This is a genomic window from Siminovitchia jepli, from assembly GCF_047228825.1.
GTDB lineage: Bacteria > Bacillota > Bacilli > Bacillales > Bacillaceae_C > Siminovitchia.
Genome location: NZ_JBFEGN010000003.1, coordinates 94,034 through 114,405 on the forward strand (window position 1 = coordinate 94,034; position 20,372 = coordinate 114,405).

Below are 20,372 nucleotides of genomic sequence, written 5' to 3' on the forward strand. Positions count from 1 at the left end.
TCCCATCATTGAAATAAAAATACCGATTTTATCTTTTGAAAAAGGCCGTCAACAACCGTTACAACCATGAACAAAATATAGATAAACCCAAACAATGTCACCCACTGGGCATACTCCTTTTTCCCGACCTGATCCAGAATGGTATGCAGGAAAGCAACAACAATGCCAACGCCCGCTATTTTAAAAATGACATCCACCTCAATGCCCATTACCTCTCCTCCCACTTACAAAAGCAAAATAATGAATAGCAGGCCGGACAAGAAACCGAGGCTTTTCATTAATTTTTCATATTGCTTTTGTTTTTCACGAGCATCCGACTCCTCCCTTTCCAAATGGGTCAGGGTAAGAAGTATTTGTTTTTGCTGTGTAAATCGGTCATGCTTTCCGAGATTTTCCCCAAATTGGACGAGTATTTCATATTCACTCTGTTTCATGTCTGTTTGTCCCCATATTTCCGTCAAGCTTTCCTGCCAAGCGTTTTTCACCGTAACTTCAGGCTCTTTTAATCGATCGGAAAAGGTTTTAAAAAAAGTACCCACAGGGTGGGGTAACTGAGCAGCCAATTTTCTGCTGGCTTCCAAAAGGGGCGTATGATTGTACATGATCTCCGCATCAAGGGCCTGCAAAGATTCCCGGACTATCCGGAGCTGCTTCGTTCGCCTGATGAAATGATTGGAAGCTTCCATTCCCGCCCAAGTTGTTGCACATATAATGAGTACTGCCCCAATCAGTTTAAACATGGATTCCCACTGCCTGTCCGTCCATGTTTCTGATCGAATAAACCGTGCCGGGCTCGCCCTTGGAAGACAATTCAAGAAAGCGTTCAAATACTTGCTGATCAATAATTTCTTTTAAAAGGGGTCTTTTTTTAATATCTTCCAGGCTTTTGCCGTGCGTCGTCATCATCAGGGTGATGCCGGCATTTACCGCCTCCATGATGGCCGTTTTATCCTCCTGTCTGCCAATTTCATCCACGATCAGTACGTCGGGACTGAGCGATCGAATCATCATCATCATTCCTTCAGCTTTTGGACAAGCATCCAATACATCAATCCGGGGACCGAACTGAAGCTGGGGCACTCCCTGTAAACATCCGGCAATTTCTGACCTTTCATCCACGACCCCTGCCTTCATCGCCTGAATCCCCTTTTCAGGGCAGCCCCCGGATACTATCCGCGCAATATCCCTCAGCAATGTGGTTTTTCCCGATTGCGGAGGCCCGATGATCATTGTATGCTTCCAATTTCCATCAAATAAAAAAGGGAGAAATGGATTTGCGGATCCGATTTTTTCCCGCGCTATCCGAATGTTAAAGGAAGACAGGTGTCTCAGGGCTTTGACATTCCCGTTTTCCAAAAGGGTTTTCCCTGCAAGCCCGATGCGATGTCCGCCTTCGATAGTGACATACCCTCTTTTGAGCTCTTCATCCAATGTATAAAAAGAGTGATTGGCCAGTTTGCTGATCAGTAATTCTGCATCACTCTTGGTAAATAAGTATGGGAGAAAATGAGGGAGTCCCCTGGATGAAATTTCTACTGGCCGATTCACTCTTAACCGGATTTCTTCCGTCTCTTCCACAATATTTTCGGAAAGCCCTTGTACCAGTTCTTTCACCTTGGCCGGCAAAATATGAAATACCGCATCCATCCCAATCCTCCTTCTCCACCTTTCGCTACTAAAATATGTATTCGGTCAAGCAGTGAATAGAACAAAGGACAAAAATTAAACAGGCAAAAAAGCTCCCGTTTTTTTTAGCGGGAGCTTGGATGAAACTATGAACATTTTTCCTTTTTCCTGAAATCGGCAAACCTGACGGGGATAACGTTCAAAGTACTCCTTCGCCGATGGCAGACAGCAGCGGGCAAATTCTCCATAACCGAGCTCTTTGACACGTTCTGTATGCAGCAATTCGATTGAACACGGGATCTCGGGGGATTATTTATCCCCCACTGATAAGAAGTGGAATAAAGCCAAGACCGAATCGTCTTGTTGCTTCGGCTGGCACTGGTACATCCTGTCGGCCCGAACTAATCGTCATCTCCCACCCAGCCTCTCCTGTTTGCTATAGGTTTGAGGTGGGAGGGTTATTGACTGCAGGTTAAAGCGGGAGCAATTTACCAGGCCCTATCAACTGGTCCCGGCCTTTTTTCTTTGCCAAGTATAAATTAGTATCTGCCTCATGAATGACATCTTGTAACCGAGAACCATCTTCCAACTTGGCTAACCCAATTGACACTGTAACAGTGAGGGAAAGTTCATCATTTATTTGAAATGCAGCAGCACGGATTTCATCTTGAATTTTTTCAAGTGTTTTGATCACTTGGTCGGTGCTGATAGATTTTTGATAAAAGATAAATTCTTCACCGCCATATCTCGCAACCTTTACATTTTCACATTCGTACTTTTTAAATATGGATGCAATCTTTATCAAAATACTGTCTCCGGCCAAATGTCCATATGTATCATTTAACTGTTTGAAATGATCAATATCCATCATGGCAATATAGTGATTTATGTTTGCTTCATTCATTTTCTCTTCAACTATTTCGATAAACCGGCTTCTATTTAGCAGTTTTGTAAGAGGATCATGACTGGAGAGAAATTCCAATTGATTTTTTAAAGCCTCACTTTTATAGGCCAGTAAAATAAATGTATAATAGATGAAAGCCACTCCAATAAATGACATGTACCGTATTAAAAAAATATTTTTAAATACCTCCATTCCATTTGGGAGGATAAATATGATGGGAAAATCAGAAATAAACCAACATCCCGTTACGATCAGGAACTTTTTTACATTGACGTTTTGGACTTTATTTGAATTGTAAAATGCCAAAGCAAATAAGGTTGGGATGATCATCCCAAATATAATGCCAGGGACCGCACCATTTCCTCCCATGAATAAACGCCAAATGGAAACAATGATCAGGATGGGAAGCGTTGCCTTCCAACCTCTAAACAGGGCCAAAAATATAAGTGGAATCAACCTTAAATCGAATCTGTATTCCCCAAATTGAATCGGCAAATAAAACATCGTAATGATTACCCCTGAAAAAAGTAACACGATACAAATGAATACCAAGCTTTTCGATAAGCACTTTCGATAATTCATTAATGTGCTCATCAGTAAATGACCCAATAAAATAATGGCAAGATTGGATAAAATCGATTGAAACATAATCGCTGCTCCTTGCTGAAAGCTCCGTTATCAGCTTAGCATCAAAATATTTTGACATCTAAATTTTAAAAATTTTAACACCGGGGAAAACACGGCAAAAATACCGACCTCCAAAAAAAGCAGGTCGGTTGCACTACTTGCTCCCAGACAATCAAGTGCCCACATAAGGATTGTCTTTTCATGGCATCCATGTTCATTTAAATGAGGTTAATAAAAACTTATGCCGCTGCACTTATATCAAACTTATTCTATACTTTTTTCCCATTCTTGTCCATCACAAAAAAATAATGGCGGGGCCCCGATGCAGCCAGAGCCCAAAATTCGTTCTCCAAAAGGATGTTTCGTTATTATTATCAAATCTTTGATCAGTATGACCGGGACGTGATTGCCAGCGCATTGTTGACAGATGCTTCCGGCTATTTCCGGCCGAATATGTATCAACGCTCCTCATTTGGTACATTCTGTTTTGGCCGGCAAATATGCCAATGAAGCCAAACATGAAACAGAAATCATATCAGAGGAGGCGAAGGAATTGCTCTATCTCGATCGTAACAACTTGCCATTGAGTTGGTCCGAATGGGAAAAATAATAAGGGAGGAGGGCGTAGAAAAAGGCATAGAAAAAAACAACGGGAGATTGCCAAAAAACGTTGCAGGAAGGCTATTCAATGAAAGAGATTGTGAAAATGACAGCGCTTTCGGAAGCGGAAGTTCAGAAATTATAATACATTTTATAAGAAATAGACCGTTTATCAGGAATATGACGTCCAAGGAAATACATGGTGTTTTATAATGGAAAATGACATCAAAGAAGTAAGTTTCATTAACAAGTGGGTATAGGGAGTTTACGTTTTTTCCATGCTATAATATACTTTAATACATATTATAAACAACGCGGGAAAGAGTGTTCTATGTTGATAACAAGAGAAACCCCGTTAAGGGAGAAAAGCATTGTACTGATAGGCTTTATGGGTGTAGGAAAAACTACTGTCGGGGAAATGGTTGCCAAAAAGCTGTATCGCAGTTTTATTGACATCGATCAAGTCATCGAACGGGACTTTGGCCTGCCAACGACAGAAATTTTCAAAAAGTATGGCGAAGAAAAATTTCGGGAATATGAAAAAAATACCGTTGTTTCTTATTGCCGACAAAGATTAAAAGTTATTTCGCTTGGCGGCGGCGCTTTTATGAATGATGAGGTCAGGAAGGCCTGCCTTACAAATTGCATTGTTTTTTATCTAGATGTTGCTTGGGAAGAATGGAAAAAGAGGTTAAACATTTTAATTGACAGTCGGCCTGTTTTACAGGACCGCAGCATAGATGATATTCAAAAGCTCTTTTATGAGCGCCAAGGATTATATGCAGTCAATCACTCAAAATTAAGAGTTGACGAAAGATCAGCGGAAGAAGTGGCGGATTATATTGTCGAGTCTTTAAAGTTGTCATGGGAAATTCATGATCCCCAATGAGAATGAAAATGAAGCAGGTGGAAAATAGTATCGTTTTTTCCACCTGCTTTTGTATTTATTTACTCATAATGTAAAAGATGCTTATTTATACCCCATCGTTTTTTTTAACATTTTCAGCATTTGTTGCAATTCCTCAATTGGGATCTGACCAGGTGCAGAATTTTTGACTCCAAAACCAAAAGTAACAACTGATCCATATAACCATCCGATCATTCTGCTAAGAGCCCCCAGGCTCCCCATTGACATGGTAATGATAGGTATATTCATGGCTTCGTCGGCCTTTTTGGTAACTTGCAACAGTCTGAATACATCATCTTTATTCGTGGGCATAACTGCAGCCTTGGCAATGTCTGCCCCATAAAATTCTGCCTGAAACAGCTTTTTTAACAGTTCTTCATTTGGCGGGGTATTGTCGAAGTTGTGATAAGAAAGGACCAGCTTTTTTTCATTTACTCGTGTTTGCCTTCTTAACTCCTGGACGTATGCTGCTTCATTTGAAACTTCATAGTCAATCAAGTCGACATACTTGCTGTTGCTTATTTCGCATAATAAAGCTACTTTTTTTTCTTCGGACAGCGAAATTCGCTGACCGCCTTCTTTTTCCGAACGAATTGTAAATAGAAGGGGGAGCCCCGCCTTGAATTTAATATCTTCAAGGATGGAGACGACATATCCACTGTCATGAATGTCCTCCAGGAAGTCGGCTCTCCATTCAATTAAATCCGGATTTCGGGGAAGAATTTTTTCCAGCTCTTCCATCATTTCTTCTCTGTTTTTCCCTATTAGAGGTGTACATATATAGGGAATCTCTTTACCTTCAAATAACTCCCTTAACATTTGACCACCTCAATGAAAGATTTTAACCGTGCAAATTTCAATTGGTCGTCCGTGATTGAGTGTTCCGGTTAAGCCGCAAATCTGTCTTTGGCCGACCCCATGACAACAACACTTCAGACGATCCGCCTGAAGTGTTGTTGAAAAACGGAATCTACGCCCTGGATACATACGAGCCGTCCGAAGTATTAATCACCAATGTATCCCCTTCATTGATAAAAAACGGCACTTGGACAACGAACCCGGTTTCAAGTGTTGCCGGTTTGGATCCTCCCGAAGCGGTATCGCCTTTAATGCCGGGTTCTGTGGAAACCACTTTTAACTGCACGGTGTTGGGCAAATCGATTCCAAGCGTTTCCCCGTTATACATGATGATATGCACTTCCATATTTTCGAGCAGGAAGTTTAATTCATGCTCAATTTGTGCAGACGATAATTCAATTTGTTCATATGTTTCCTGGTCCATGAAAACGTGTTGGTCCCCGCTCGCATACAAATACTGCATCGTTTTGTTATCAATTTGGGCCCGGTTGACTTTTTCCCCGGCACGAAACGTTTTTTCTGCAATGGCCCCCGTCCGTAAATTTCTTAATTTGGATCGGACAAAGGCTGCGCCTTTCCCGGGCTTGACATGCTGAAATTCCAAGACACGCCAAATGCCCCCATCTACTTCAATCGTTAACCCTGTTCGAAAGTCGTTAACTGAAATCATATTTCTTCCTCCTGCTGCAAGTTATAAAATAATTAGTTCTTTTGGTGCATGCGTTAATGTTTCATTCCCGTTTTGAGTAATAAGTATGTCATCCTCAATGCGTACTCCGCCAATATCCGGCAAATAGATTCCCGGTTCAACTGTTACAACCATTCCGGGAACAAGTTTTGTTTCAGATCTGCTCGCCAAACCGGGCCCTTCATGTACTTCCAAGCCAATGCCGTGGCCAAGGGAGTGGCCGAATTTGTCTCCATACCCTTTTTCATTTATGTAATCCCGGGCAATTGTATCGGCTTCCCGCCCCGTCATGCCGGGCTTGATTTTGTCCACAGCCTGAATTTGGGCTGCCAAAACAATGTCATAAATTTCCTTTAATTGCCTAGATGGATTTCCGACGGCAACTGTGCGGGTAATGTCGGAAACATACCCTTGATACAGTGCGCCGTAATCCAATGTGACGAAGTCGCCGCTTTCAATCAATTTGCCGCTTGCCACTCCATGTGGCAATGCCGATCGTTTGCCGGAGGCCACAATAATATCAAATGAAGAAGAGGTTGCGCCATTTTTGCGCATAAAAAATTCCAGCTCATTGGCGATATCCAACTCCGCAACACCCGGTTTTATGTAGTTTAAAATGTGGTTAAAGGCCGCATCCGCAATTTTCGCGGCTTCTTTGATCACATGGATTTCCTCTTCCGTTTTAACCATGCGGAGTTCTTCAATCATGTTTGATATGGGAACCGTCTCGGCTTCTATTGATTGTTCGAGCTTTTTCCACGTTGAGTAAACTATGTGGTCCTGTTCAAAGCCTAGTTTGCTGATTTTCGCCTCATTTACGATTTTGGCCACTTCTTCTATGAGCGACTTGTTATGCTGTACGATTTCATACCCGCTCGTTTGGGATTTTGCCTGTTCTACATAACGAAAGTCCGTAATAAAATAGGCCTTGTCCGAAAATAATAACGCCGCTCCGGCCGAGCCGGTAAAGTTTGTCACGTATCGGCGGTTGTATGGGCTCATAATGAGCACACCTTCAATGCCGTGCTGCGATAATAATTGCTGCACTTTTTTTACATGTTCCATCCCGATCTCACCCGCTTTCATACAGTGAACTTTTTTTGATTGATGAATGTTCAGCATGGGATCAGTTTAACATAAAAATCCAGAAAAAACATTGCCCAGGAATGTCTTTTTCACTTTTTTACATATAGCGATTCTTCATACTCGTACGATATCGAATATCCGATAAAGACACCATATAAAATAAAGGAGGTTAGTCCAGTCAAAATCGTGTTGATATCATATGATAATATGGACTTCGCATTTGGATACAGGGGGTGCAGCACAAAAAAAATGACGATAAACAATGCAGCACCATAAACCGCACCCCATACAAATGATTTCTTTTTTCTCAATAAAGCATAATAAACAAGGGCAACGATAATCGAGATAACCCCGTATATCATAGAAACGATAATGATCCCGATCCAGTTGCTTTTCCAGCTCCCGGCAACAGGCGTCAAAATGACTTCAGGACTAATTTCCGTAAAGTTAAAATAATATAACAGGTAGCCCATTAAGCCTCCGAATATGCCGGCAACCAGTCCTGTCACAACCGCCAATGTCAAAAGGGATATATTATAGTAAGTTTCATTTGCCATAAAAAGCACCTCCATCATTATCATGTCCTTACTTTTCATTTCTTTTCATACAGATCATTTATCTGGTTATATTTTCATTAATTTAGTAAAATATAAGCGAGAACAAAATTGTCACGCCTCACTTTTTTCATTCCTTTTACAGAAATTGCACAATCTGCCGGCATCATTATTTTTACGGAAACATAAAGCAACCAATGGGTATCGGGAGTACATCGTCATTTTTGCAGGCATTATTATCATTTGTTGCCAATGATTGCCAGGTTTACGGGCTTTTAAGCCGAATCTCCGAATTCCCGGCAAGGCATGAAAGCCTGCCCCGGCTACGAAATAATACAAGCAATCCATCTCTTGCGCTGCGGGGATGCGTTCTGTGCGTGCTGTTCCTTCTTTCTCACTCAATCATACGGTGTCCCCGGCCTGCTTTTCCAAAAATGTTTTGTCTGAGTGTCCCGCAAAATACGGGTTAAAAAACGGGGCTTTGGGCTTCGTTTAAATATTTGCAGCTGGTGGAAAAGAAGAGTGAGAAGAGTATGAATATAAATTGCGTTGTTCATTAATGTATAAATGCATTGCTTTTGGGGAAAGATGTCCATTACTCCCGAGGAGGTGGCGCTCTTGAATGTACGGAATTGGATCGTAGGAGGAATCTTTCTCTTTGCTGTCGTGGGACTCGGTTCCTATTTGTTTACCAACCCGGCAGGCCTGCTCAAGCAACTGTTCATTATTGGGATTACGGTGGTTGCCATTTTGGTGATCTTCCGGTTTTGGAGCAACCGGTCGCAAAGCGGAAGAGAAAGACATGCATTTGCCAAAGCGGCAAAGCAATCTAAATTACGGGCAAAACGGCGCAAGGGTCAAATAAAGGCAAAGAGCCATTTGCGAAACCGGCCGTTGCGCAAAAGATCCACTGCCCATTTAACAGTCATTGAAGGAAAGAAAAGCAAGAAAAAAGACAGGGCGATTTTTTAATCGGCTCTGTCAAACGAATACTTAAAATACTTAATACCTCCAGGATGTTAAAAACATCTTGGTGCGTTTCCGCCCTTTTTCGATAAGGGCTTCTTTTTTTTTGTTATCAATTGAAAATTCGATCGAAAAAGTTTCTTTTATGGGGATAAAAATTATGTTTTTTTCATGTTTCCGGGAAATATATTTTGCATCGTGCGCGTCTTTCATCGTTGTAAATAATGCTTCAACGAGCTGCAGCCCGTTTTTAATATTTCTTTCCGGCTGTTTCTCTGTATGATGGCTCAGTTTTACCCCGAGAACCGGCCTTTTTGGCTTTTGGCCATCTTTTTGAAACAGCCATATGGGAAAGTTACTTAATAAACCACCGTCCACGACGATATTGATCCCGGATAATGACCGGAGTTTGACAGGCTCGAAGAAATAAGGAATTGCACAGCTCATCCGTATGGCCCGTGCCACCGGAAACGTTTCTTTTGGAACTCCATATTTATCCAAATCATCCGGAAGGACGAGCAATCTGCCCGATGATAAATCAGACGCAATAACCCGCAGTGACTCCGGCGGCAAATCCTTAAAGGTATAGACACCTTTGAGTGCCAATTTTTTTCCGAGCCAGTCCTCCAATAAATCGCCACGGTAAATCCCCATTCTGAAGTAAAGCAGCAGCCATTTGGCCATTTGAAAAGGAAGGAGTGTTTTTCTGCGGTCCAGGAATATTTTCATATCCATTTTTTTCATCAAATCAATGATTTCCTTGCTGGAATACCCCGCTGCCACTAAAGCGGAAATGACCGCCCCTGCACTCGTTCCGGCAAGCCGCCTGAATGTAAATCCCCTCTCCTCCAATACTTCAAGTGCCCCGAGCAAAGCAAAACCCTTTATTCCTCCTCCCGAAAACACACCATCAATTTCCATATTCTGCCCCGCCTTTCACGATGCCGTTTATATTGATATATGTTTTATAAAAAGACAATTAGAACCAATATCGGAATGTCCGGTGGCAGATGATGGCCCCACATAAAAAGCCGACCCGAAATAAGGGTCAGCCAATTTCTTTCATCACAGCCCGCATTTTAACTGGGCGTTGCAATTATCGCATGTATTGCATCCGCCGATCTCTTTTACCTGTCCTTTGCGGCAGACGGGGCATGTATTGCCCAATTCGGAGCCGATTGTCACACTGGTTGAGCGGACATCTTGAATCGTATCAACCAATACGACAGGACGTTCCGGCTCCTTGGTTTGCTGCTTTTCCTCAAAGCTGTTGTCTTCCGCTTTTAATGTAAGCACCTGTGAATCACGGCTTCCGTCCACATATACGGTACCGCCTTTTGCACCGCCTTTATAGAGCCGTTCGTATACTTTTTCAACCTGCTCGACGGTATATCCTTTCGGCGCGTTGACCGTTTTGGATATGGAGCTGTCAATCCAGCGCTGGATGACGCACTGTACATCCGCATGCGCTTCCGGGGGAAGATCCATTGCCGTTACAAACCAATGCGGCAGTTTGTCCTTATCGGCATCCGGGTGCTCCTTCAAATACTCTTCAACAATGTCGGCCTTCACTTCAATGAATTTTCCGAGCCGGCCGCTGCGGTAGTACGTAAATGAGAAATATGGTTCAAGCCCCGTTGAACAGCCGATCATTGTTCCGGTGGAACCCGTTGGGGCAACCGTCAGAAGGTGCGAGTTGCGAATGCCGTGTTTTTTGATCGATTCACGGATTTCTTCGGGCATTCCTTTCATGAAGCCGGTTTGGGTAAATGCTTCGCGAAGCTCTGCTGTTTCCGCCTCTGTTTTTCCTGCCAAAAACGGGAAGCTGCCCTTTTCTTTTGCCAATTCGATGGATTCCTCGTAGGCAGTTGTGGCAATCACTTCAAACACTTTATCGACAAGTTCGTTTCCTTCCTTGGAGCCGTATTCCTTTTCACAATATATGAGCAGATCTGCCAATCCCATGACGCCAAGGCCGATCCGGCGCTCGCCGAGTGCCTGTTTTTTATTTTCCTTCAAGAAGTATGGTGTTGCATCAATGACGTTGTCCTGCATTCTGACACCGACTTTTACGGTTTGTTTCAATTTGTCAAAGTCGACGGTCTTTTTCTTTTTATCAGCCATTTGCGCCAGGTTAACAGCCGCCAAATTACACACGGAGTAAGGGGCCAATGGCTGCTCCCCGCAAGGGTTGGTTGCTACGACTTTTTGTCCGTACGCTTTTGCATTCGTCATTTCGTTTGCATTGTCTATAAAGAAAATGCCCGGTTCTGCCGAGTAGGTTGCACAAATGTTGATAAGATTCCACAGTTCGCGGGCTTTCATTTTGCGGTAGACACGCACTTTATGCCCCATTTTTTTCCATTCGCGGACATCCCCCACCTTGTGCCATTGCTCATTGTAGATGTTCATTTCTTCTTCATCGTAGTTCTCAACATCCGGGAAGCAAAGTTCATAATCGGTATCATTTTCAACAGCTTCCATAAATTCTTTCGTAATGCATACGGAAATATTGGCTCCTGTCAAAAATTCCGGATTATGAACCGAATATGTTCCTCCTTCCCGCAATTTTTCTTCGGCATTCCGGAAAATCTCTTCGCTGAATCCCCCATACCCCGGCATATTGCGGTAGTTGAGAACGCCTTGATACATCGCTTTTTCCGCTTGCGTAAGCGGGGTAAATTTCAATTTATCTTTTGCGTGCTTTTTAATGACCGGATCTGTTGTGTTTTCGATTAAAAAGCGCAGAATTCGCGGGTTTTGCATTTTTGAAATGATAAATTCCACGATATCCGGGTGCCACGAAGCAAGCATGATCATTTGCGCTCCCCGGCGGGAGCCTCCCTGCTCGACAAGGTGGGTCAATTTCGCAATATCGTCCAGCCATGAGACAGAGCCGGAAGATTTGCCATTTACCCCGCGGGCGAGTGTATTGCGCGGCCTTAACGTGGATCCGTTTGTTCCGACACCTCCGCCGCGGCTCATAATTTCCATGACTTGCTTTCTATGTTCGGAAATGCCCTCCCGCGAATCGGCGACAAATGGCATCACATAACAGTTAAAATAGGTGACATCCGTACCGGAGCCTGCTCCATACAAGACCCTTCCCGCCGGTATGAAATGCAAATTAACGAGTTCTTCATAAAATTTTTGGAACCATTCTTGTCTTTTTTCTTCCGTTTTTTCGACAGAGGCAAGACCTGTTGCATTCCTTTTTGCAATTTGCTCGTAAAAAACTTCAAGCGGTTTTTCTATAATATCAAGCGGGCGGACGATTACGCCTGATTCTCTCTCTTCCCCGTCCTCCAAAGCACTGCGGTATTCCTCTTCAACGATGACTTCGGCTGTTTTTGCCTCCCAATCAATGGATTGGATGAAGCCCAATCCCCTTGCCGGAAACTTCGGATCTTCCTTAATCGTCAAAACGACGAAGTCACCTTCCGTCAAAGTGATTTTTTCCGTATCCTTATACGCATACCGGTCAATCATGACAAGCCTTGAGACCCCTTTGTGGGTAATCCGCATGTCCGGTGTGATGGGGTGAACGTGCTTGAACAATTGAATGTCTTCATTCAGCCTTTCAATATTTAAACTCGTTTTTTTTGTAAATGCAACAGACATTTTGCCAACTCCTTCTTAAAACTTTATCGGATAAGTTACCTTATTTATGTATCCTGTCATAGATACGTTACCATATATTTATCCATAAAATCAATCCTTAAACACAATATGTTGATTTTATTTCTGAATTTCTCCACTATATATTGTGTTTAGGAACTGAATAATTGTAATTTGTCAAATCTAAAATCAAGAGATTCGGGGAGATAAAAGAAGATAATAATCGAAAGTTCAACATAAATCGTTGATTTTCAACAAATTTAACCTTTTACTTTTTTGATGGAGTGGATTAGAGGGAAAATCTTTGATTCATCATGATTTGAAGAATATAATAGAGTGTAGCGCTATTATCGGAAAGGGGCTATGGATTTGGGACTGCTGTACACAATAATTGTCTTGTTGGGAGCCATTATTGCATTTTCCCTTTATAACTACTTCCAACAGAAAAAAATATTAAAGACTCTGACGGAAGAGGAATTTCGTGCCGGCTATCGCAAGGCACAACTGATCGATGTCCGCGAACAGAAAGAATTTGAAGGCGGCCACATCCTTGGGGCGAGAAATATTCCGATGTCTCAGCTGAAAATGAGAATGAAGGAAATTCGTCCGGATAAACCGGTCTATTTATATTGCCAAAGCGGGATGCGAAGCGGAAGAGCCGCCCAAATGCTTTACAGAAAAGGGTACCGTCAGCTTTATCATCTGCAAGGCGGCTTTAAAAAATGGACGGGAAAAGTTAAGACGAGATCATAAAATAACTCAGCCCTTGAAGGGCTGAGTTATTATTTTGCTTTTTCATAGCGGAGAATCGGCGTTCTGGCTGCCTTGGTTTCATCCAGTCTTTTTACAATTGTATTGTGTGGAGCTTCCTGCACTATTTCCGGATTTTCTTCTGCTTCCTTTGCAATTTGGATCATTGCGTCAATAAATCCGTCGAGCGTTTCTTTCGATTCCGTTTCAGTCGGTTCAAACATCATGCACTCTTCAACGTTGAGCGGAAAATAGACCGTCGGCGGATGATAGCCAAAATCAAGGAGACGTTTGGCGATATCAAGCGTCCGGACACCCAATTTTTTTTGGCGTTTTCCGCTTAAAACAAATTCATGCTTGCAATGTCTGTCATACGGCAAGTCAAAATACGGTGCCAGCCTTCTCATCATATAGTTGGCATTAAGGACCGCGTATTCCGTTACCGCCTTCAAGCCATCCGGACCCATGGAACGAATATACGTATATGCCCTGACGTTGATTCCGAAGTTGCCGTAGAAAGGTTTTACCCTGCCGATGGAGTTGGGGCGATCATAGTCTATGACAAATTGATCGTCGCGTTTCGTAATGACCGGCTTTGGCAAATATGGGATTAAATCTTTCTTGACGCCGACAGGGCCGGATCCGGGGCCGCCGCCTCCGTGCGGGCCTGTAAATGTTTTATGAAGATTCAAATGGACAACGTCAAATCCCATATCGCCGGGGCGGACTTTGGACATTACCGCATTTAAGTTTGCGCCGTCATAATATAGTTTTCCTCCCGCTTCATGAATGATTTCCGCCATCTCCACAATCTGTTCTTCAAATAACCCAAGCGTATTGGGATTTGTAAGCATCAGTGCCGCTGTATCCGGGCCCACAAGTTCTTTTAAGTGATCCAGATCAACCAGTCCGTCTTCACCCGAACGGACAGTAATGGTCTCTAAACCGGCTACTGTCGCCGACGCAGGGTTCGTCCCGTGTGCCGAATCCGGAATGATGACTTTCGTCCGGTTCATATCGCCTTTCGCTTCATGATATGCCCGGATCATCATCAAACCGGTCCATTCCCCATGTGCCCCCGCTGCCGGCTGCAATGTCACTTCATCCATCCCGGTAATTTCTTTCAAATGCTCCTGTAAATCATACATAAGCTCAAGCGCACCTTGAACGGACGACTCCGGCTGCAAAGGATGAATATGGGCAAACCCCGGAAACCGGGCGACCTGTTCGTTGATTTTCGGGTTATATTTCATCGTACAGGAACCGAGCGGATAAAACCCCGAATCGATTCCATGGTTGTGATTTGACAGCTCTGTAAAGTGCCGGATAATGTCCAATTCCGATACTTCGGGGAGTTCCGGTTCTTCCTCCCGCAAATAATCCGACGGGATATATTGATGGACGTCAACCTCGGGAACATCCAGTTCCGGCAGGCTGTATCCGACGCGGCCCGGTGTCGACATTTCAAAAATAAGAGGCAAGTTCTCTTGACTCATGATAATCCCCCCAATTCTTTTACGAAGTGATCGATCTCTTCTTTTGTTCTCAGCTCTGTTACGGCGACAAGCATATGATTTTTCAGCTCCGGAAAGTCGCGGCTTACATCATAGCCGCCGATGATCCCTTTTTCCAAAAGCTTTTTATTTACTTCACTGACAGGCTGATGGAGTTTTACGATAAACTCGTTGAAATGGGGGCCGTCAAATGGAATAGAAAAACCGTTTTCCTTAAACACATTTTTCGCGTAATGTGCTTTTTGAATATTTTGAACAGCCATTTCTTTAACGCCTTTTTTTCCGAGTGCCGTCATGGCTACAGATGCGGCCAGGGCGTTCAGTGCCTGATTGGAACAGATGTTGGATGTGGCTTTATCACGGCGGATATGCTGCTCGCGCGCCTGCAGGGTTAAAACGAAACCTCTTTTGCCGTCTTCGTCTGTTGTCTGGCCGACAAGCCTTCCCGGAACTTTTCTCATCAGCTTTTTCGCAACGGCAAAGTAGCCGCAGTGCGGCCCGCCAAAAGAAGCAGGAATGCCAAAGGGCTGAGCATCACCGACAACAATATCTGCACCAATGGTTCCCGGAGGTGTTAAAACACCTAAAGAAAGCGGGTTGCTTGAAACGATGAACAAACCTTTAGCGTTATGGATGAGCGGTTCGATTTCCTTAAGCGGCTCAATTTGGCCAAAGAAGTTCGGGTATTGGACAATCACAGCCGCTACATCTTCGTCTATCTCGGCTTTTAACGCATCCAGGTCTGTCAAACCGTCTTTATTCGGAACTTCTATGACTTCGACCGCCTGGCCTTTGGCATATGTTTTTAATACATCGCGGGCTTCGGGATGGACCGTCCTTGAAACAAGGACTTTTTTCCTTTTCGTCTGCCCCGCAGCAAGCATCGCCGCTTCCGCAAGGGCCGTTCCCCCATCATACACGGAAGAGTTCGCAACATCCATTCCCGTCAGTTCGCAGATCATGGTTTGGAATTGAAAAATGGCCTGGAGCTCGCCTTGGGAAATTTCCGGCTGATAGGGCGTGTATGCCGTGTAAAATTCTGATCGTGATATGACATGGTCAACGATTGTCGGGATGTAATGGTCGTACACGCCGGCTCCCAAAAAGGAGACATGCTGTTTTAAATCCGCGTTTTTGGCCGCAAGCCGCGACAATTCCTTCAACAGGCCGGGTTCGGATTGAGCTTTTTTAATATTGTACTCCCCTTTGAATCGAACTTTTTCGGGTATATCCGAAAACAATTCTTCGATTGAATCTACCCCGATCGTTTGGAGCATTTCGTTTTTGTCTTCTTCGGTCATCGGCAAATAACGATGTTTGATCATCTTTTTCTCTCCCATCCTCATTTTTTTGGACGTTGATAAAATGGCGTTTGGATGATTTTCGCTTTTAAGCGCTTTTTGCGCACTGCCACTTCCAGTTCCTTCCCGGCTTCACTATATTCGGCCTTAATCAGGGCAAGGCCGATATTTTTTTGCAACGTGGGAGATTGTGTTCCCGATGTCACGAACCCGATTTCTTCATCATTGCAAAAAACGGGGTAGCCATGCCTCGGAATGCCCCGGTCCAGCATTTCGATTCCCACAAGCCTTCTTGAAATGCCGTTTTCCTTCTGTTTTGACAGCGCTTCTTTTCCGATAAAGTCTTCTTCTTTATTGAATTTTACGGCAAACCCGATGCCGGCTTCCAAAGGAGAAATTTCCGGGGACAATTCCTGTCCATAAAGCGGCAAAGACGCCTCAAAACGAAGCGTATCCCTTGCACCGAGCCCGCAAGGCATCATCCCCTCATCTTTGCCTGCTTCCAGCAAATCCTCCCATATTTGAACGGAATCTTTCGGTTTGCAGTAAATTTCAAATCCGTCTTCACCCGTGTACCCCGTCCGGGAAACAAGCGCTTTCGCTCCGTTTAGATCTACGTTTTGTTGGAATTTGAAAAATTTGATTGCGCTTAAATCCGCATTATTGACAATTTTTTGCAAAATCCGCTCCGCTTTCGGTCCCTGAATGGCAATCAAGGCATATTCGTCCGAGACATTTTCAACTTCTACATCTGCGACCCTATGCTGTTTCATCCAGTCAAAATCTTTATCCGTGTTGGCGGCATTTACGATCAGCAAATAATCTTCTTCATCCAGCCGATATATGAGCAAATCGTCTACGACTCCGCCATCTTCATAACACATCGCCGTATACTGCGCTCCGCCCTTCTTTAGTTTGGACAAATCATTCGTCATCAGCTTTTGAAGAAACGATTCACTTGCCTTGCCCGTCACCAGAATTTCCCCCATATGGGAAACATCAAAGATGCCCGCTCTTTCTCTGACGGCTTCGTGTTCTTCTTTGATGCTGGAAAACTGGACAGGAAGATCCCATCCGCCAAAATCAATCGTCTTTGCCCCGTATTTTTCGTACAAAGCATACAAAGGCGTTCGTTTTAATCCTGCCATTGTCCTTCCTCCTTGTCATCTTTTATGTAACATCAGGCAACAAAAAAAGACAGAAAAGCCTTATGAAAAGGTTCTCTGTCTTGGGACCTGAAAGTTTGACCGCTTTAAAATCGGCTTTCTTCTTTGGTGGTTTTCTTGTTTAAAGAAAACGCTCTCCAGAGTTGCGTCAAACAAGAGTCTTTTTGCCTGAGAGATTCGCACGTTTCGTACTTGCTCCTTCGGCGCCGTCAATCCATTCGGTCTCTCCTCTTGTCTTCATTCGCCTATATTCTGTTTGGGACTGGTTATACTATAAATGTGTGAAACTGGCTAGTTACACACATCGTACCATTCTTTCTCCAATTGTTCAAACATTTTCCTTAAAAATATAAAGAAAGGAGAGGAGATTCGCAATGAAAGTACCTATTCAATTTGATGGCCAATGGCTTCCGGGTTTCCTGGAGCGAATCGAACAGGATGGCCCCTGGGCCAATCAGCAATTGTTCAAGCTCGCATTGATGGCTGAAAAGCATCTGCTCGTTCCTGACTTTGAGGGCCTTGTTGCACCGAATCATTTGCCCCAGCTAACATTATTGCCCCATCAATTGGAAACGGCCACTGTTGTTGTGGAAAACATGCACGGCAAAGCGATCTTGGCCGATGAAGTGGGGCTTGGAAAAACAATTGAGGCCGGCTTGATCTTAAAAGAATACATGATTCGCGGCCTTGTCAAACGGGCATTAATCCTTGTCCCCGCCTCTCTCGTTTCCCAATGGACATACGAGTTGAATTCAAAATTCCATATTCACGCCGTACCGGCAACGAAAAGCTATGTATGGGGCCAATATGACTGCATCGTTTCATCGATTGATACGGCAAAACGAAGTCCCCATTGTGATATCATTTCCGAACAGTCTTTTGATTTCATCATTGTCGATGAGGCTCACAAGCTCAAAAACCATAAAACGAAAAATTATCAGTTCGTCCAATCTCTCCGGAAAAAATTTTGCCTGCTGCTTACGGCAACACCGATACAAAATAAAATCGAAGAGATTTTCTACCTTGTCTCCCTGTTAAAACCCGGGCATCTCGGGAGCCAAAACAGTTTTTTGGAGAAATATAAAAATAAAAATTTATCAAAGCAAGAAAATGAGTATTTAAAAAGCCTGGTAAATAAAGTCATGATTCGGAACAGAAGAGCCGACACCGGAATTGAATGGACGAAGCGCCATGTTGAAACGATTCCGATTGAATTCAGCAAAGAAGAACGCGAGCTATATAACGGGATTGATATATTAAGGGAGTCCGGTGAACAGTATGCGGCAAATGCTTTTTCGATTATTACGTTGCAGCGGGAGGCATGCAGCAGCAGGGAAGCCGTTTATTTAACGTTAAAAAACATGCTGCAAAAACATGAAAACCCGTCAGATGGATATGTGGAAAAACTAAAGTTTCTGCAAACGAAAATAGATGCCGTATCGCAAAACTCCAAGGCATTGAAAGCCCTCGAGCTGATCAAAAAAATCAATGATAAAGTGATTATTTTTACGGAATATCGTGCCACCCAATTATATTTGCAGTGGTTTTTGCAGCAGCACGGGATTAAGTCCGTTCCGTTTCGCGGCGGCTTTAAGCGCGGGAAAAAGGATTGGATGAGGGAGTTGTTCAAAAATCGCGTCCAAGTGCTCATCGCCACCGAAGCCGGGGGAGAGGGGATCAACTTGCAGTTTTGCAACCAGGTCATCAATTTCGACTTGCCATGGAATCCGATGCGCCTGGAACAAAGAATCGGCCGTGTACACCGGCTCGGGCAGGAAGAAGATGTATATATATATAACTTTGCCGTAAAAAATACCATTGAAGAGCACATTGTCAATTTGCTTACAAAAAAAATAAAGCTCTTTGAGCGCGTAATCGGAGAACTGGATGATATTTTGGCCAAGCTGGAGTTCGGCAGTATCGAGGAACATATGCTGGATATTTTCAGGGACTCGAAATCGGAAGGAGAGCTCAAGGTGAAAATGGCCAACCTTTCCGCCTTGATCGAGTTTGCCGATTCCATTAGAGAGGAACGTGAAAATAATGCTTCAACAAGAAATTCATCAATATCTTGAAAGCTTCTTTGATGCGACGCAATGTACCATTCTGGAAAACGGCCCCGGTTTTTTAACCGTACAGCTTACGATAGAGATGGACAAAGAGCTAATGAACCGGCCATTTTATTGGACATATTTGGAAAAGACGGGTGGAACGCCCAATCCGGAAAAACTGACATTCATCACAGATGAGGAAAAAGCCCCCGAGAGCATAAAGGGCGAATATATACATTTCGGCGCACCCCGCCTTCACCAATTATTCCGGACAGCCAAAAAAATGGCTGCCTATATCCGGTTGTACGAACAGCCCGATACCCCTCCTTTTCAGTCGGTTCCGCTTTATCCGTGGCTGAATGTAAATATGAAAATATCATACTGCTCCGACAGGAAACGGGATGTCCTGAGGTCCTTCGGGCTCCATTTGATCAACGGCATGCTGGTAGACCATTTTATCGAAAAAATGCAAAGCCGCCGGCTCGTCCCAAAAATACCCGACTATTGTTTTACGATATCCCCAATCATCAAACCCGGCAGCGGTTTAAAAAGGATTGAAACATTTGTCACAAATGACATTGCGGCCAGTGACCATTCTTGGGCCGAAGCGGCCAAAAAAAGGCAGGAAGAAGATTTAAAGCTTCTGGACCAATTTTATGCCGATCAAGTTGAAAAGCCGGAAACGTACGAGATTGAGAAAAAAGCACTGATTGAGCAATATGAACCTGCAATTCATATTGAAATTGTAAACGGCGGCATTTTTTACCTTGCCTCGCCAATTTGAATCTTTCATGGCTCGATGTTAGGAACAGAGGGTATGACACTGCGGCTAGCGGTGCTCTTATTTGCCAAAGCTATTCCGCAGGTCCTGTTCCCGGCCACAAAGAAGATGCAGCAGGCCAATCAATGGATTGGAAGATGTGCAAGTTGAACATTAGTACAGTTTCGAAATCAAAATCTCCTCGATTGATTCAATATGGAAATTATATAAAATGAACTTTTGAATGCAACATTAAAATCTGACAAAAAGCCATTGCGTCCAGTCATTGGTCTTCCATCTTTTTTTGACTATTCGTATTCTATACCCGAAAAGATCGGTAATGGGATTCCGTTTCTTTGACCGTTTTCAGGGAAATAGTGCCAGCGCGGGCAATGG

The 20,372-nt window shown here is 43.6% G+C and carries 19 protein-coding genes and 2 riboswitches; of the genes, 6 read left to right on the forward strand and 13 right to left on the reverse strand.

Annotation, left to right across the window (positions count from 1 at the left end):
- Positions 1-5: 5 nt before the first annotated feature.
- From spoIIIAC to AB1L08_RS03315, 4 genes are all read right to left on the reverse strand, one after another.
- The gene (gene spoIIIAC, locus AB1L08_RS03300) at positions 6-209 is read right to left on the reverse strand and encodes a stage III sporulation protein AC (RefSeq protein WP_413063249.1); all 204 of its coding nucleotides are present in this window, start codon (positions 207-209) and stop codon (positions 6-8) included.
- Between the two features lie 15 nt (positions 210-224).
- Positions 225-740 (reverse strand): stage III sporulation protein SpoIIIAB, encoded by a 516-nt coding sequence (spoIIIAB, locus tag AB1L08_RS03305; protein ID WP_413063250.1) that lies wholly within the window; start codon positions 738-740, stop codon positions 225-227.
- A complete protein-coding gene (gene spoIIIAA, locus AB1L08_RS03310) occupies positions 733-1,647 on the reverse strand; it encodes a stage III sporulation protein AA (protein ID WP_413063251.1) in 915 nt (304 codons plus the stop codon). Before spoIIIAA ends, spoIIIAB begins: the two co-directional genes overlap by 8 nt.
- Before the next feature lie 451 nt (positions 1,648-2,098).
- Positions 2,099-3,178, reverse strand: coding sequence for a diguanylate cyclase (locus AB1L08_RS03315; protein ID WP_413063252.1), 1,080 nt, complete (start codon positions 3,176-3,178; stop codon positions 2,099-2,101).
- A 113-nt stretch (positions 3,179-3,291) separates the two neighbouring features.
- A riboswitch (cyclic di-GMP riboswitch) is annotated at positions 3,292-3,376 on the reverse strand.
- Positions 3,377-3,754: 378 nt separating this feature from the next.
- On the opposite strand from AB1L08_RS03315, the gene AB1L08_RS03320 reads away from it, so the two are divergent.
- Both AB1L08_RS03320 and AB1L08_RS03325 read left to right on the forward strand, forming a co-directional pair.
- Positions 3,755-3,970, forward strand: a complete 216-nt coding sequence (locus AB1L08_RS03320) for a hypothetical protein (protein WP_413063253.1) — start codon at positions 3,755-3,757, stop codon at positions 3,968-3,970.
- 118 nt (positions 3,971-4,088) lie between these two features.
- Entirely contained in the window at positions 4,089-4,646 is a 558-nt protein-coding gene (locus AB1L08_RS03325; protein ID WP_413063254.1) for a shikimate kinase, read from the forward strand.
- 81 nt (positions 4,647-4,727) lie between these two features.
- Here AB1L08_RS03325 and aroD read toward each other — a convergent pair whose 3' ends face one another.
- From aroD to AB1L08_RS03345, 4 genes are all read right to left on the reverse strand, one after another.
- Positions 4,728-5,483 carry a type I 3-dehydroquinate dehydratase gene (gene aroD, locus AB1L08_RS03330; protein ID WP_413063255.1) on the reverse strand — a complete coding sequence of 252 codons (756 nt, stop codon included), beginning with the start codon at positions 5,481-5,483 and terminating at the stop codon, positions 4,728-4,730.
- Between the two features lie 151 nt (positions 5,484-5,634).
- Entirely contained in the window at positions 5,635-6,192 is a 558-nt protein-coding gene (gene efp / locus AB1L08_RS03335; RefSeq protein WP_413063256.1) for an elongation factor P, read from the reverse strand.
- Between the two features lie 21 nt (positions 6,193-6,213).
- A complete protein-coding gene (locus AB1L08_RS03340; RefSeq protein WP_413063257.1) occupies positions 6,214-7,275 on the reverse strand; it encodes a M24 family metallopeptidase in 1,062 nt (353 codons plus the stop codon).
- A 110-nt stretch (positions 7,276-7,385) separates the two neighbouring features.
- Positions 7,386-7,853, reverse strand: a complete 468-nt coding sequence (locus tag AB1L08_RS03345) for a YqhR family membrane protein (RefSeq protein ID WP_413063258.1) — start codon at positions 7,851-7,853, stop codon at positions 7,386-7,388.
- A gap of 606 nt (positions 7,854-8,459) precedes the next feature.
- Between AB1L08_RS03345 and AB1L08_RS03350 the strand changes: the two genes are divergently transcribed.
- The gene (locus tag AB1L08_RS03350) at positions 8,460-8,822 is read left to right on the forward strand and encodes an SA1362 family protein (RefSeq protein ID WP_413063297.1); all 363 of its coding nucleotides are present in this window, start codon (positions 8,460-8,462) and stop codon (positions 8,820-8,822) included.
- 30 nt (positions 8,823-8,852) lie between these two features.
- On the opposite strand, the gene AB1L08_RS03355 is transcribed toward AB1L08_RS03350, so the two are convergent.
- Together AB1L08_RS03355 and AB1L08_RS03360 are read right to left on the reverse strand one after the other, a co-directional pair.
- Positions 8,853-9,737 (reverse strand): patatin-like phospholipase family protein, encoded by an 885-nt coding sequence (locus AB1L08_RS03355; RefSeq protein WP_413063259.1) that lies wholly within the window; start codon positions 9,735-9,737, stop codon positions 8,853-8,855.
- A 144-nt stretch (positions 9,738-9,881) separates the two neighbouring features.
- Positions 9,882-12,437 carry a vitamin B12-dependent ribonucleotide reductase gene (locus AB1L08_RS03360; RefSeq protein ID WP_413063260.1) on the reverse strand — a complete coding sequence of 852 codons (2,556 nt, stop codon included), beginning with the start codon at positions 12,435-12,437 and terminating at the stop codon, positions 9,882-9,884.
- A 360-nt stretch (positions 12,438-12,797) separates the two neighbouring features.
- Between AB1L08_RS03360 and AB1L08_RS03365 the strand changes: the two genes are divergently transcribed.
- Positions 12,798-13,187, forward strand: a complete 390-nt coding sequence (locus tag AB1L08_RS03365; protein ID WP_413063261.1) for a rhodanese-like domain-containing protein — start codon at positions 12,798-12,800, stop codon at positions 13,185-13,187.
- Positions 13,188-13,216: 29 nt separating this feature from the next.
- Here AB1L08_RS03365 and gcvPB read toward each other — a convergent pair whose 3' ends face one another.
- The 3 genes from gcvPB to gcvT are packed head-to-tail and all read right to left on the reverse strand — an operon-like array spanning position 13,217 to position 17,147.
- Positions 13,217-14,680 (reverse strand): aminomethyl-transferring glycine dehydrogenase subunit GcvPB, encoded by a 1,464-nt coding sequence (gcvPB, locus tag AB1L08_RS03370; RefSeq protein ID WP_413063262.1) that lies wholly within the window; start codon positions 14,678-14,680, stop codon positions 13,217-13,219.
- A complete protein-coding gene (gcvPA, locus tag AB1L08_RS03375) occupies positions 14,677-16,020 on the reverse strand; it encodes an aminomethyl-transferring glycine dehydrogenase subunit GcvPA (RefSeq protein ID WP_413063298.1) in 1,344 nt (447 codons plus the stop codon). The genes gcvPB and gcvPA overlap by 4 nt, the downstream gene beginning before the upstream one ends.
- A gap of 20 nt (positions 16,021-16,040) precedes the next feature.
- The gene (gene gcvT, locus AB1L08_RS03380) at positions 16,041-17,147 is read right to left on the reverse strand and encodes a glycine cleavage system aminomethyltransferase GcvT (protein WP_413063263.1); all 1,107 of its coding nucleotides are present in this window, start codon (positions 17,145-17,147) and stop codon (positions 16,041-16,043) included.
- Between the two features lie 164 nt (positions 17,148-17,311).
- Positions 17,312-17,406, reverse strand: a riboswitch (glycine riboswitch).
- A 133-nt stretch (positions 17,407-17,539) separates the two neighbouring features.
- Here gcvT and AB1L08_RS03385 point away from each other — a divergent pair.
- Positions 17,540-19,240, forward strand: coding sequence for a DEAD/DEAH box helicase (locus AB1L08_RS03385; protein WP_413063264.1), 1,701 nt, complete (start codon positions 17,540-17,542; stop codon positions 19,238-19,240).
- Positions 19,209-20,000 carry a YqhG family protein gene (locus AB1L08_RS03390; RefSeq protein ID WP_413063265.1) on the forward strand — a complete coding sequence of 264 codons (792 nt, stop codon included), beginning with the start codon at positions 19,209-19,211 and terminating at the stop codon, positions 19,998-20,000. The genes AB1L08_RS03385 and AB1L08_RS03390 overlap by 32 nt, the downstream gene beginning before the upstream one ends.
- The last annotated feature ends 372 nt before the right edge of the window (positions 20,001-20,372 follow it).